General features: G+C 59.7%; 10 protein-coding genes. All 10 read right to left on the bottom strand.

Annotation, left to right across the window (positions count from 1 at the left end; translation table 11 throughout):
- Nucleotides 1-20: 20 nt before the first annotated feature.
- The 10 genes from ACA043_RS07955 to ACA043_RS07910 all read right to left on the bottom strand — a co-directional run bounded on the left by ACA043_RS07955 (nucleotide 21) and on the right by ACA043_RS07910 (nucleotide 13,545).
- Nucleotides 21-758: a cephalosporin hydroxylase family protein gene (locus ACA043_RS07955; protein ID WP_187677361.1), complete on the bottom strand. Its 738-nt coding sequence runs from the start codon at nucleotides 756-758 to the stop codon at nucleotides 21-23.
- A gap of 17 nt (nucleotides 759-775) precedes the next feature.
- On the bottom strand, nucleotides 776-1,846 hold the full coding sequence (locus ACA043_RS07950) for a class I SAM-dependent methyltransferase (RefSeq protein ID WP_497617053.1): 1,071 nt from the start codon (nucleotides 1,844-1,846) through the stop codon (nucleotides 776-778).
- The gene (locus tag ACA043_RS07945; RefSeq protein WP_497658944.1) at nucleotides 1,843-2,694 is read right to left on the bottom strand and encodes an NAD-dependent epimerase/dehydratase family protein; all 852 of its coding nucleotides are present in this window, start codon (nucleotides 2,692-2,694) and stop codon (nucleotides 1,843-1,845) included. The genes ACA043_RS07950 and ACA043_RS07945 overlap by 4 nt, the downstream gene beginning before the upstream one ends.
- A complete protein-coding gene (locus ACA043_RS07940) occupies nucleotides 2,691-3,917 on the bottom strand; it encodes a methyltransferase domain-containing protein (protein ID WP_497658943.1) in 1,227 nt (408 codons plus the stop codon). Before ACA043_RS07940 ends, ACA043_RS07945 begins: the two co-directional genes overlap by 4 nt.
- Nucleotides 3,914-4,474 (bottom strand): dTDP-4-dehydrorhamnose 3,5-epimerase family protein, encoded by a 561-nt coding sequence (locus ACA043_RS07935; protein ID WP_401271037.1) that lies wholly within the window; start codon nucleotides 4,472-4,474, stop codon nucleotides 3,914-3,916. The genes ACA043_RS07940 and ACA043_RS07935 overlap by 4 nt, the downstream gene beginning before the upstream one ends.
- Nucleotides 4,471-5,553 carry a CDP-glucose 4,6-dehydratase gene (gene rfbG, locus ACA043_RS07930; RefSeq protein WP_187677356.1) on the bottom strand — a complete coding sequence of 361 codons (1,083 nt, stop codon included), beginning with the start codon at nucleotides 5,551-5,553 and terminating at the stop codon, nucleotides 4,471-4,473. The genes ACA043_RS07935 and rfbG overlap by 4 nt, the downstream gene beginning before the upstream one ends.
- Nucleotides 5,535-6,308, bottom strand: a complete 774-nt coding sequence (rfbF, locus tag ACA043_RS07925) for a glucose-1-phosphate cytidylyltransferase (RefSeq protein WP_401271033.1) — start codon at nucleotides 6,306-6,308, stop codon at nucleotides 5,535-5,537. The genes rfbG and rfbF overlap by 19 nt, the downstream gene beginning before the upstream one ends.
- A 248-nt stretch (nucleotides 6,309-6,556) precedes the next feature.
- Nucleotides 6,557-8,149: a calcium-binding protein gene (locus tag ACA043_RS07920; RefSeq protein WP_497658942.1), complete on the bottom strand. Its 1,593-nt coding sequence runs from the start codon at nucleotides 8,147-8,149 to the stop codon at nucleotides 6,557-6,559.
- Nucleotides 8,150-8,322: 173 nt separating this feature from the next.
- On the bottom strand, nucleotides 8,323-11,883 hold the full coding sequence (locus ACA043_RS07915) for a glycosyltransferase (RefSeq protein ID WP_497658941.1): 3,561 nt from the start codon (nucleotides 11,881-11,883) through the stop codon (nucleotides 8,323-8,325).
- A 96-nt stretch (nucleotides 11,884-11,979) separates the two neighbouring features.
- On the bottom strand, nucleotides 11,980-13,545 hold the full coding sequence (locus ACA043_RS07910) for a flagellar hook-associated protein 3 (RefSeq protein WP_187677352.1): 1,566 nt from the start codon (nucleotides 13,543-13,545) through the stop codon (nucleotides 11,980-11,982).
- Nucleotides 13,546-13,549: the final 4 nt, after the last annotated feature.

The raw sequence follows: 13,549 nt of genomic DNA, 5'->3' as shown, positions 1-13,549 counted from the left end.
ATGCCTGAAACTGTTTTTGATTAACGAACGCGACGCAGATAACCGTCCGGCGCCACGGTGATCAGCAGTTTGTTTTGCAGCTGCTGGTCAATCTCGAAATCCTTGTTCTCTTCCAGGTATTTCCATACCGCGGTTTTCGGATTATCGCCCGGGCCCCATGGACGGTCCGGGAAGAAATCGGCCGGCATGTCTTCAACCACGGTGTCCATGACCACGCAGTAGCTGTCGACCGACACCAGCGGAGCGTACAGACGCAGCTCTTCGAGCACGTGATCGTGGGTGTGGTTGGAGTCGAGCACCAGAATGACTTTCTTGCCGGCGGCTGCGGCTTGCACCTGAGCGGCGATGGCCGCGTCGATGCTCGAACCTTCGATCATCTTGATGCGCTTGGCCATCGGATGGCTTTCGATCGCTTCACGGTTGTGCGGGCGAATATCGAGGTCGATGCCCAGCACTTCGCCGTGGCCTTGCAGCTCCAGCAGGGAGGCGTAGTAAATGATCGAACCGCCGTGGGCGATGCCGCACTCGATAACCAGATCCGGTTTGACCTGCCAGATGATCTCCTGCATCGCCATCATGTCTTGCGGCAACTGAATGATCGGGCGACCCATCCACGAGAAGTGGTAGCTGTACTTGTGTTTGGCCGATTCGTTGAAGAAATCACGGGCCAGGCCAGTGAGTTTCTGGTCGTCACCTTGCTGGGCGATCTGCTCGCGGCATTCGGCTTCAAAGGCTTGGTTAATGCTGTTGTCGGTCATGGTCAAAATCTCAATGGTCACTGGAACGAAGCGCTATCGACGGCGTGATAGACGTAGCGTCCACCGGTCATCCGCTTGATTTCTTCGAGGTAATTGGAGTTCATCACAAACAGGTTGGCGCCTTCGGGCAAGGCGTCCATGGCCTCTTGCGGCGAGGACACGCGAGCGCCGCTCAACGGCAGATAACGACCCTGCTTGGCCGGGTTGATATCCACCACACGATCCACCGCCACTCCCGCACGTTGCAGGGCCAGCGAATAGATCACGCCTTTGGAGGAGGCGCCCCAGATCGCCGAACCCTGCTCGGGGGCGGCCTGAATGATCTGCACCGTGCGCTCGAGGCTGGCGGTGAAACCGTCAGGCAGCGTCAGGCGTGGCACCGGTTGTTCCGGGGTCAGGCGCAGCGTTGAAAGGTCGGCGACGATGTACAGGTATTGGCCACCGAACAGGTGACCGGCCTCGTGCACGGTGCCGAACATCCGGCGCAGGTCATCGAGGCGGAAATAATTGACGTGTTCGTAGAACAGGTCGAACCAGGCTTTGTGCTCGAGGATCCAGTCGAAGCACGGCACTTCGATGTAGATCTGCCCGCCCTGATTGGCTTCGGCGATCACCGACAGGAAGCTCAGCGGGTCCTCGATGTGTTCAAGCACATGACGCAGCACGATAGCGTCCGCCGCCAGGCCAAGACCGCGAGTGAACGGTGCCTTGATCACGTCGGCATTTTCGCCTTCGTAAGCCGGATCGATGCCGGTGATCGAGTAGCCGAGGCCCTTGAGCAACTCAAGGAAGTAGCCTTTGCCACAGCCAACTTCGATCAGTTCCTGACCCTTGAAGTGTTTGGCGATGATCCCTTCAACGTCGCTCAGGTGCTTCTGGAACTGGCCGGAATGCGCCTGCTCGTTTTGATAGTCGGCGTCGTAGCTGAGTTTGTCGGCGTCGAACGCGGCGTTGAAGATCAAGCCGCTGCGCTCATCCTGCACCAGCAGCATGTCGGCACTGGCCGAGGCCTGCGCCGACTCGGGATCGGCGAAGGTGCGGTTCTGCAGCACCGGCAAATTGGTGACGCGGTACAACTCGTGCCTCATTGCGGCTCTCCCAATAACTGTTGCAAACGCTCGGTCACCGCCCAGAACGCCAGCGGTTCGTGGGTTGGGTATGGGTAGTGGCCGAGGTTCAGCTCGATGGACTTGCCGCGCTCACGCAGGCGTTGTTCGACCAGCGCGCGTACCGACACTGGCTGACCGCTGGCGCAATTGATCACGCCATTGAAATCGCGTTGATGCAGGATCGCGGCAAGGTTATCGGCAGCGGTCTTGATCGGTAGAAAGTCGCGCAGTTGTTCGCCGGCAGACATGTTGAACGATGGTTCACCCGCATCGATCGCTCGATCCAGCGCCGCCAACAGACTGTTGGGGTTCTGCCCTTCGCCATGCAGATAGAACAGTCGCGCCCATTGCAAGGTGAACGGATGTTCCTGCTGCAGATTCTGCAAAAACAGGTGCAACGTATGCTTGGCCAACCCGTAGGGATTGCTCGGGCGCGGCTCGGCACTTTCGCTTAGCGGCCCGCTCTGCATCCCATATTCAAAGCAGGTACCGGTCACCAGAACCTGCTTCACACCCGCCTCGACCGCGCTTTTGATAAAGCGATAATCGGCCATCAGGTTGTGCTCGAAATGAAACAACGCGCGATAGTTCGGCAACCCCGGCCAGGCCAGATGCGCCAGCGCATCGACATCCTCGGTCAATGCAACGACGTCGAGATCGGCGGCGTGAATATCCGCCGCGACGAATTCGACGTCGTTGATCCACGGCATGCCTTGCGCGGTTTCTGCATTGCGCGCCACGGCTCGCACTGCGCAGCCGCGCGCCAGCAATGCCGCGACCAGATGCCGGCCGACGAAGCCCGTGGCTCCCGTCACCAGCACTTTCACAGCACGCTCAACTCAGGCACGGCGATCACGAAGCGGCCGTCCCATTGACGCACCTGCGCCAGTTGCTGACTGACTTCGTGCAGCAGGTTCCATGGCAGCACCAGCACATAGTCCGGTTTCTCGATGTCGATCTGCGCCGGCGCGACAATCGGGATGCGACTGCCCGGCATGAACTTGCCCTGCTTGTGCGGGTTGGCATCGGCCACCCAAGCCAGCAGGTCGGGTTTGACCCCGGCGTAATTGAGCAAGGTGTTGCCCTTGGCCGCTGCGCCGTAGCCGACCACACGCTTGCCATCGGCCTTGGCCTGCAACAGGAAGCGCAGCAGTTCATGCTTGATGCGTTCGGCAGCCGGCGCGAGGGTCGTGTAGTACGCGGCAGTTTTCACACCCGCATCGAGTTCAGCCTGCAACTGTTGCTGCACTGCCGGTTGTACCGCGCGGCGCTCGCCGTCCTTGCGCTGCACGAACACCCGCAGCGAGCCACCGTGAGTGTTCAACTGGCTGACGTCGAACACTTCCAGACCATTGCGCTCGCACAGGGTCTGCACGGCGGTCAGCGACAGGTAGGAATAGTGCTCGTGATAAAGCGTGTCGAACTGCGCGCCAGCCATCAGCGTCAGCAGTTGCGGGAATTCAAAAGTGGCTACGCCGGCAGGCTTGAGGAGTGCCGCGAAACCGCCCAGAAAATCGTTGATGTCCGGCACATGCGCGAGCACATTGTTGGCCGCCATCAGGTCGGCGCCCCAGCCCTCTTTTTTCAGCTGCGCGGCCGTGTCGCGACCGAAGAACAGCTCACGAATCTCCAGACCTTTTTCCCGCGCTGCCTGCGCGGTGCTGCGAGTCGGTTCGACGCCCAGGCACGGGATGCCGCGACCGGCGACGTACTGCAACAGGTAACCGTCGTTGGCGGCGACTTCAACCACACGGCTTTCAGTGCTCAGGCCAAAGCGTTCGACCATCTCGGCCACATAGCGCTCGGCATGCGCCAGCCAGGTGCTTGAAAACGAACTGAAGTAGGCGTATTCGGCGTCGAACAGGCTGTCGGCGCGGGTGTAGTCCTCGGTCTGCACCAGCCAGCATTGCTCGCACACGGCGACCTTCAATGGCACCCATTGCTCGGCCTGTTCCAGGCGATCGGCATGCACGTAGGCGTTGGACGGTGGCGAGGTGCCGAGGTCGATCAGCGGCAGGCTCAGCGGTGCGGCGCACCCACGGCAGTTCATAGACGCACTCCAGCAAAGTGTTGATCGAGCGCGGGATGGCTGGAATCACGCACTGACAAATTATTGACAGGCAACGGCCAGGCAATCGCCAGCCGTGGATCGTTCACCGACAGACCGCCCTCGTGCTCCGGCGCGTAATCGGCGCTGTGCAGGTAGAGCAACTCAGCATCTTCGGTCAGCGTCTGGAAACCGTGGGCGAACCCGGCCGGGATCAACAGGCTGCGACCGTCACCGGCCTTCAGGTGCTCGGCGTGCCAGTGCAAAAAGGTTTCGGAATCGGGACGCAAATCCACCGCCACATCCCACACTTCACCGCGCAGGCAGGTGATCAGTTTGGCTTCCGGCGCATTCGCGTTTTGATAATGCAGACCGCGCACACTGCCCTTCTCGCGGGTGCAGGAATGGTTGATCTGGCGGATGTGAAATTCGCTGCCAAACGCACTCAAACTGCCTTCGCAGAACAGTCGAGCGAAGTGCCCGCGCTGATCTTCGAAGCGTTTGTGCTGGACACTGAACAGTCCGGCCAGCGGCAATGCGTGTAAGGAGAACTCGCTCACAGCGCGCCTCGGTATAGATTCAGTTGGCCTAGAGTGACGGCGCGCATGTCGTCGCCGTTCTGCCACGCCAAATGCCAGTCGAGGGTCTGGGCCAGGCATTGCTGCAAGGTCCAGCGTGGTTGCCAGGCAAGCAGTTGACGTGCGCGGCTGCTGTCCAGACGCAGCAGACCTGCCTCATGCAGTTCGCTCGGCTCGATGCGCAGCCCACGCGCCTGTGGCCAGCCACTGGCGAGCAATTCGACCACTTCGCCGACGCTGCACATATCCGCTTCGCTCGGGCCAAAGTTCCACGCACCGGCGTATTCCGGGCCTTGTTCGTAGAGGCCGGCGGCCAGTTGCAGATACCCAGCCAATGGCTCCAGCGCGTGCTGCCATGGGCGCACGGCTTGCGGGTAGCGCAGGGTCACCGGCTCGTCTGCCGTCCAGGCCTTGAGTACGTCGGGAATAAGTCGTTCCGGGGCGAAATCACCGCCGCCCAAAACGTTGCCGGCACGCGCCGTGGCCAGGGCCAGACCGTGTTCGGCGTACTTTTCAGCCGGGAAGAACGACGCCGCATAAGACTGCGCCAGCAATTCACAGCAAGCCTTGCTGCTGCTGTAAGGATCGTGACCACCGAGGGCTTCGTCCTCGCGGTATGGCCACAGCCATTCCTTGTTGGCGTAGACCTTGTCGGTGGTCACCAGCACGCAGGCGCGCACGCAACCGACCTGACGGATCGCCTCAAGCAGGTTCAACGTGCCCATAACGTTGCTGGAGTAAGTGCCGAGCGGATCGCGATAACCTTCACGCACCAGGGGCTGGGCCGCCAGATGCAGGACGATTTCAGGCTCGGTGTCAGCGATGATCTCCAGCAGCGCGCCGAGATCACGCAGATCGCCGCGTTGGTCGTTGATGCCTTCGTGGACCCGCGCCAGTTCGAACAGGCTTGGTTCGGTCGATGGATCGAGGGAAAATCCGCTGACTTGCGCGCCAAGGCTTTGCAGCCACAGGGTCAGCCAGCTGCCTTTGAAACCGGTGTGGCCGGTGACCAGCACACGCTTGCCACGCCAGAAATCAGCACTCAGGCCCATTGCTTCCATGGGGCCTCCCCGCTCATCCACAGCGCTTCAAGATGGTTCTTGTCGCGCAGGGTGTCCATTGGATGCCAGAAACCTTCGTGCTCGAAGGCTTTCAATTGTTCGTCCTCGGCCAGACGGGCCAAAGGTTCGGCTTCCCAGGTCGTCTCGTCACCGCTGATGTACGGCATCACTTTGGGGGAGAGCACGAAGAAGCCGCCGTTGATCCAGCCGCCGTCGCCACGAGGTTTTTCGGTGAAGCCAAGCACCTGATCGCCTTGACGTTCAAGGGCACCGTAGCGACCCGGCGGCTGCACCGCCGTGACGGTCGCGAGACGGCCGTGAGCTTTGTGGTAATCCACAAGCTGAGCGATGTTGATGTCGGAGACGCCGTCGCCGTAGGTGAAGCAAAACGCCTCCTCATCCTTCAGATAACGCGCGGCACGCAGCAGACGGCCACCGGTCATGGTTTCCTCGCCGGTGTCGATCAGCGTGACGCTCCATGGCTCGCTGTAGTTCTGGTGCACGTCCATGCGGTTTTCGCGCATGTTGAAGGTGACGTCGGAGGTGTGCAGGAAGTAGTTGGCGAAGAAGTCCTTGATCGCATAGCCCTTGTAGCCAAGGCAGATCACGAAGTCGTGAATTCCGTGGGCGGAATACTGCTTCATGATGTGCCAGAGAATTGGCTTGCCGCCGATCTCGATCATCGGTTTGGGCTTGAGGTGCGACTCTTCACTGATGCGCGTGCCGAGGCCACCCGCCAAAATAACTGCCTTCATCGTCTCCCCTCTTGTTCTTCACCTGACTCGGCCAAGCGGTTGCAGGCCTTTTGGCTAAACCTTTGCCAATCCGGGCGCGGGTCAATGACCGCGAGCGCTCGTTTTATGGCGATTTGAGGGGGACTTGCAGGAAACGCGCCAGCTCGATGGACGCTGCGTCGGCAGTGCGACGGGCATAAAAAAGGGACGAATCCAACAGTGGACTCATCCCTTCATCGCGCACGCCTCAAGTTGAAGGCGTCAAAGGATCAACCAAATAGGGCGAAAGCGTCACCGGTGGCCGGCAGATCGTAGATCATGCCGTCGGCCGTCTGGATATGCTCGATGGTGTTGCCCTGCGCGTACCAGTTTTCCAGCTTCACGCCACTGGCTGGAACGCCGCTACTGCCATCATTGGCACTGTGCAAATAGGCGTCCTTGCCCACCCGAGTGACACTCAACTGGCTGGCATTGGCGATGGTGTTCAACACCAGCGTGTCGTTAAGACTGCTGCCATATTCCTGAATGGTCACCAACCCCGTGGAGTTCACGACATAGGTGTCATCACCCTCACCGCCACGCGCCTGACCACCCGTGCCCTGGCTGCCCACGAGGTTCAGGATCAGCAGGTCATCGCCGTTGCCTGCGGACAACGTGTAATAGCTGCCGGTGCCGGTCAGAACATCATTGCCGTCGCCGCCGTCAGCACTGCCCCGATTGACCGTGATAGTGTCATTTCCCTCATCGCCACTGGCAAAAGTAGCCAGGTCGTTGGCAGCGCTGACGATAACGTCATCACCCTCTCCCCCCCAAAGCGTATCGCCCTGCGGTGCCGTGCCGTCGAGACCGGATGCCAACCCGCCATAAATGTGATCGGCCCCTTCGCCACCGCGAATGAAATCGTTGCCGGCACCACCCTCCAGATAATTGCCATTCGAATCCCCATCCAGCCAATCATCAAACTGACTGCCGCGCAGGCCTTCGATATCGTAGAACGTGTCACCCGAGGCAATACCGGTTTGTGAACCCCACGCCAGATTGATGTTTACCCCGGCATCACTGTCGTCATAACTGACAATGTCGATCCCCGCACCACCGTAAAAGGCATCACTGCCCGCGCCACCCGACAACACGTCATTGCCGGCGCCGCCTGTCAGCATGTTGTCACCGGCATTGCCATGGCCGGTGAAGTCACCCGTGCCGGTATAAGTCATGCGCTCGATGAACGGATCCATGGTCATCACTGACAGACTGGTATACAGCTCGTCCACACCGCCACTCTCTATTTCGGAAATGGTCACACCGGTACTGTTGATGATGTAGACATCATTGCCCTGACTACCGTCAACCGTTACGCCACCGGTGTCGATCGTGAAATGGTCGTCCAGCAGGGAGCCGACGATTTTTTCCACATTGCTGACCAGACCACCGATGCGCAGCTCAACACTGACAGCCTCCAATGAATCGGAATAGTTCAGAACGTCGTAGCCATCGCCACCATCGAACGCTTGCCCGGCTTCCTTGCCAAACAGTACATCGTCAAAGCCTGAACCCTGAATGGCTTCGATTCCGGTGAACGTATCACCGTTGGCGAAACCGGTAGACATCCAGCCTTGCGCCATATCAATGAACACGCCTTCACTGCTGTCGGCGTAGCTGACCGTGTCAAAACCCTCACCACCAACAAAGTGATCCGCGCCGTTTCCCCCGAACAGCAGGTCATTGCCGGCACCACCAATGATCAGGTTGTCACCGGCATTTCCATAACCGGTGAAATCGCCGGTGCCGGTGAAGGTCATTTTTTCAACGGAAGCGTCCATCTGCATGTTGTCTGCTTCACCCGTTCCATTTATCACTGCCATGTGTTTCTTCCTTGCGTTGTTGTTGAATCCTGTCCCTGGGGCGAGACACTCCTCGCTTGAGTGGGCGCACATTTGAAATTTATCGACCAGTGCCATTAAAGGCTGAGAGCAAGACAAAAAAAACGCAGGCAACCGTGAGGTCACCTGCGTTTTTTGTGCCCGCCGAATTCAGATCAATCCGGCAACCAGCCCCACAGCCAATGATTGAGGTTGTCACCGCGTAACATGAAATCACGGTGCACCGCTTCCTTCAGTTCGTCGCCCATGCGGTAGCTGGCGCCCGGATCGGCGAGGTGCATACGAATCGCTTGCAGCCATTCTGCGGTGCTGTTGCTGTAGACCTTGGTGCATGGCAGGTGCCCGCGATAGGCCTCGGTGTCGGTGCAGATCACCGGGTAGCCGCAGGCACCGTACTCCAGCAGACGCAGGTTGCTCTTACAGTCATTGAAAATATGGAATTCCAACGGCGCCAGTGCCAGGTCGAGGTTCAGACTGGCCAGTTTGAACGGGTAGCTCTGCAGGCTGATGGCCGAATGAAATTCATGAATGTAGGGACGCAACTCGTCCGGGCACATGCCGAAGAATACCCACTCGACTTCGTTCGCCAGTTCCCGAACGACCTCGGCAATGATCTCAAGATCCCCCGAGTGGCTGGTGCCGCCACCCCAACCCACGCGCGGCTTGCTCGAGGTACGACGGTGACTGGTCAGGGTCGCCCACGGCTCCGGCGAAAGCATATTCGGCACAATGCGAATATCGCTGTGCATGCTCGACAACGCATCGGAAAGTGCCTGGGTGGTAACCACCACACGATCACACAGCGCAATACCTTCGCGCAGCATCTGTTCGGTGTTGACCGGTTTATTGCGCGCGTGGGTGTTTTTCTTTGGCGCACTGATCACGTAGTCGTCGAGTTCGAAGATTCGCAGCGCGCTGGAGTACTTCTTGATTCGCTGAATATCGCTGACCGCACCGTCGCTATAGCGGCATTGCAGAATGATCGAATCCGGGGCCAGACGCTCGATTTCGACGGTCGAAGGCGACTCGTAAGCCCAGCGGCCAAGCGCCCGGCCAGAGGCTTCAAGCTCGGCCAGCGGCCCGGTCACGCGGTAATGACCGACAGCCGAACTGTTGACCGGCAACCCGAGAATCAACGGCAAGTGACGAGAACAGAACGGATTCCAGTTATTGCGCAACGACGGCTCCAGACTGAAGCTCGACACGCCGAGGCTGAGCGACGGACTGTACGCCGGATCCTTGATGATTTTCGGCATCCACTGGCGATGGAACGCTTCTTCCTCTTTTTCAGAGAGGGCAAGCGGCGCATTCTCGGTCAACGGCGCAATCACGACACTGGCATAAGGCGTCCAGACCACCAGGTAGCCATCGCTGCCTGCCCGCAGACACAGATCGACGTCGCTCAAACCCCGCGCGAACGTCTCGCCATCGAACTGCCCGAGCGCATCGAAAACTTGCTTGCGGACCATCAGGCATTGACTGCTGACCGCGCTCCAGTTCTGCACCACGTGCAGACGCTGCATATAGCCGCGAGAGCTTGCCGACTCACCGGCAAATGGCGAACCGACCGGCCCCGCCAGCCCCAGAATCAAACCGGCACTGACAATCGCCCCTTCAGGGCTGAGCAGGCGGGCACCGACCACGGCAACCTCCGGACGCCGGGCCTGGTTAAGCAGTTCGTCGAGCCAGTCGCTTTCATAGATCACCGCCTCGGCGTCGAGCAGCAGTAAATACTCGCCCCGCGCCTGATCGGCGGCGAAGTTACGGAGGGCGGCGACATTGTCGGCTCCGGCGTACTGCACGACCCGCAGCATCGAGGCGCCCAATTGAGCCATGGCAGCCAGCCATTCGATCATCGCCGACTCAGTGCTGCCGGTGTCGACCAGCAGAATTTCGTAGCGACTGTAGGCGGTATGCTCAATCAGGCTCTCGGTGCAACGCTGCAAGGCGTGCAACGAATCGCCGGCCTGAATGATGATCGACACCAGCGGATTTTCTGCGTGGTGATAGTCGACGCGGTTGATCAGCGGCATCTCTTCATGACGAATGCTGTAATCCACACCGATGCGCTGCAAATGCGCGCCGACCATCGCGGCGTTGTGATCGATCACTTCCGGCAGCGACAGCCACTGGGCATACGTCAGGCTGGACTCCACCTGAATCTCGGCGATGTGCTCGATGGTCTGCGGGCCGGCTTCTTCCACCAGGCGCCACAACAAGTCATGCGGAGCGAGTTCGCCATGGGCCGGATCGAAGCCACCCACAGCCAGATAGCGCTGACGCTCGAAAGCCAGAGCGCGTCCAACATAAGGGTAGGCGCGCATCAGATCGAGATTGAAGTCCGGCTTGAATACCGGTTCGATGGATTCACCTTCGATCAGCGCCCCCTCATCGCTGTAGGCACACAACAGGCCCGGCGTTGCGGCGATGCGCTCGGCCAGAATCAACAGCGCTGATTCGCGCAAGGTGTCGCCGGCACGCAGCAGGTAAAACCAGTCGGCACCTTCCAGTTGCGGGATCACCGCGTTGAGTTGCTGCGCCCAGTCGGCCTGAAACGGCAACCGCAGCACTCGCTCGCCGACATCGCACTGTGCATCCGAAAGCAGCACAACCGCCGCTGGTGCATAAAGCTGAGCCTCGATGCCGCGCAACGTGGCCTGCAAGGCTTCTATATCGCCGTCAGGGTCGATGACAATCGGCACAATCTGCGCCCGCGTCGACCAACTGGCGATGCGCTGCGGCATCTGCTGTTGCTCGACCGGCGAGAAGCAGCGGATCGATAGCCACTCCCGATAGAAATCGTCATAGCTTTCGCTTTCGGCGCCGACCCGGCCGCTGACCACGGTATTGCGGTTACCGAGAATGCGCGTCACGCACAGCTCTTGCCAAGCGTGGGGCTGATCATTGATGTTGGCCAAATCGATATAGCGCACCCAGCCAGCCGCCGGCGCGGCTTCGCCACTACGGGCAACAAGCATTTGCGCCAGCCACTCCCACTCCACTCGCGCTCGCTTGAGCATTTCCGGCGTACGGCTCAGCCGCTCCGGGTACAACCGCTCGGTGCTCAGCACGGTGTTGAGCGAGACCATATTGCCGCGGCGCATCAGACACACGAACAAGGCGAAATCGAGCGTGGCGACAAAACCTGCACCCTCTTGAATAAGCGCAGGCAGTAACTCCAGCACGTCGGCGCGACGCATCAACGCGGCACTGAAGTTGCCGACAAAATTCAACGGCGTGGATTCGAATATCGCCAGCATGTCGTCGCCCTTGAACAAGGCGTCGTTCGGGCTGAACCGGCAATTGTCAACGCGCGGCGGCAAGAGGAAATTGCCGGCGTCGCTGAGCATGCGCAAGGCAAACACCAGATTGGCATCAGCGTGATCAATCAGCACCTGCGCCTGCAGGGCAATGCTCGGCGCGAACAGTCGATCGTCATCGCACAACACTTTGACGAACTCGCCACGAGCCTCTTCGACGCAACGCAGCACGTTGTTCTGTAACCCCAGACGCTGCGGGTTACGCAGATAGCGGATCGGATGAGCCGGCTCGGCGAACGACTCGACAATCTGGCGAATCTGCTCATCGTCCGAGTCGTCACAAATGACGATTTCGAGGTGCTCATACGTCTGCGCGAGCGCACTCATCAGCGCCTGATCGAAGAAGCGCGGGTTGAAGGCGGGGATGACGATACTGACGAGGGGGTGTTGATTCACGGCGGGAAACTCTCGAGCGGCGGGTCCCTGCCCTATTCAGGCAGGAACCCCGTAACCGCTTAGGAAAAGACGGTTGGCAGCTCGACAGGCACAGACTCAGATCTTGTTGAACAAGCCCAGTTGCGCAATCTTGCTGAAGGCCAGTTGCGAGGCTTGCAACATGGTTTGCTGCAGGGTCAGACGGGTCATGACCTCGGCCGGATCGGAGTCGCGGATCGACGATTGTGTCTGCGCGTTGGCCAATACCAGCGACTGATTGGTATCGCTCTGGGTCACCAGCGACGAGCCACGACCACCGACCGAACTGATCGCACTGGATAACTGATCGGTGCCACTGGCGAGGTTGCCCAGACCGGAGGCCAGACCGGCCTGCAATTGCTGGATAGCCAGCGCATTACCATTGGTTGGCGTGTTCAGCACGTTTTTCAACTGACTCACGCTGTCCAGAATGTTCTGGGTTTCGTGAGTATTGACGGCCACGCTGAACTGATCGTTGGCAGCCGGTGTACCGCTGATGTTGAAACTCACACCCGAAGCAGTGGCCACGCCTGCGACCACAGTGCCGCTGGACACCGGTTTGCTGTCAGCGGTCAACGGTGCAGCGTACAGATCGAACGCGGTCGCGCTGGTGAATTTCATCACCGCTGAACCGGTCGGGAAACTGGCTTTGTAGTCCGTCGAGTTGGTGACGCTGCTGCCGGTGATCTGGGCCGACGACGGGTTGCCCGGGCTGCGGGTGCCGGTGAAGGTGTCAGGCTTGGCCGCCAGTGTGAACGTGTGACCCGGCAGCACGGTGCCCGGTACATCGCCCGATTGCAGGTTGATGTTCAGCGTCAGGTCCACGCCCCGGAAGCTGACCGTCTGACCGGCCGTGCTTTTCGGATCGAACGCGCCACCCTGACTGGCTTCGGCCGTCACATCATTACCGGCCGAGTCAGTGATTTTGAGCTGGGTACCGCTGACAAAATCAACAGTGTACGGCTCGCCGCTACGGAACTTGCTGTTGTAGCTGACATTCGACGACACCTGACCGTTGGACAGAACCACGCGATTGTCATTGACCGCTGGCGCTGTCATGGTGACCTGGCTGCGGCTGGTGTTGACCGCTTGCTGGAAAGCTTCCCAACCGGTGGTGTTGGTGGCCATCTTCATGTTGTCACCGATCGCCAGATCGAGGGTCACCTGGTCGCCGTTGTAGGCGTAAGTGCCATCGTCATTGCGAGTGAACGGTACGGTGTCGCCCTTGGAGCCGGCGAAGATGTATTTACCGTTCTCGTCCTTGCTGTTCATCAGGCTGAGCAGTTGCTCTTCGATCTGACCCAGCTCGGACGCCGTGGCCTGACGGTCGGCGTCCGTGTACCCGGCGTTGCCGGCACTCACAGCCAATTCCTTGGCACGCTGCAGCACGTTGTTGATGCTGGTCATCACCGCTTCAGCGGTACCCAGTGTGCCTTTGATGGTAGTGGCGTTGGCTTCGTACTGATCAAGCATCGAAGCCTGTTGGCCCAATTGCAGCAGACGCGAAGCGCCAACCGGATCATCTGCCGCCGTGTTGACGCGAATCAGGCTGCTGGCCTCTTCGCTGCTCTTGACCACGTTGGCGAAGTTTTTCTGATAGTTGGCTGCCGAAGATTCGTAAAACTGGCCGGTAGAAATGCGCATGGAT

The organism is Pseudomonas sp. LBUM1648, from assembly GCF_059716145.1.
Note: the sequence above shows the minus strand (reverse complement) of the source record. Positions and strands in the feature narration are given on the sequence as shown.

What these genes read in the sequence shown, in the direction of transcription:
- rfbG (WP_187677356.1), bottom strand. Translation starts at nt 5,553, where the DNA reads ATGGAAGCAATGGGCCTGAGTGCTGATTTCTGGCGTGGCAAGCGTGTG.
- ACA043_RS07950 (WP_497617053.1), bottom strand. Translation starts at nt 1,846, where the DNA reads ATGAGGCACGAGTTGTACCGCGTCACCAATTTGCCGGTGCTGCAGAAC.
- ACA043_RS07955 (WP_187677361.1), bottom strand. Translation starts at nt 758, where the DNA reads ATGACCGACAACAGCATTAACCAAGCCTTTGAAGCCGAATGCCGCGAG.
- ACA043_RS07940 (WP_497658943.1), bottom strand. Translation starts at nt 3,917, where the DNA reads ATGAACTGCCGTGGGTGCGCCGCACCGCTGAGCCTGCCGCTGATCGAC.
- ACA043_RS07910 (WP_187677352.1), bottom strand. Translation starts at nt 13,545, where the DNA reads ATGCGCATTTCTACCGGCCAGTTTTACGAATCTTCGGCAGCCAACTAT.
- rfbF (WP_401271033.1), bottom strand. Translation starts at nt 6,308, where the DNA reads ATGAAGGCAGTTATTTTGGCGGGTGGCCTCGGCACGCGCATCAGTGAA.
- ACA043_RS07920 (WP_497658942.1), bottom strand. Translation starts at nt 8,149, where the DNA reads ATGGCAGTGATAAATGGAACGGGTGAAGCAGACAACATGCAGATGGAC.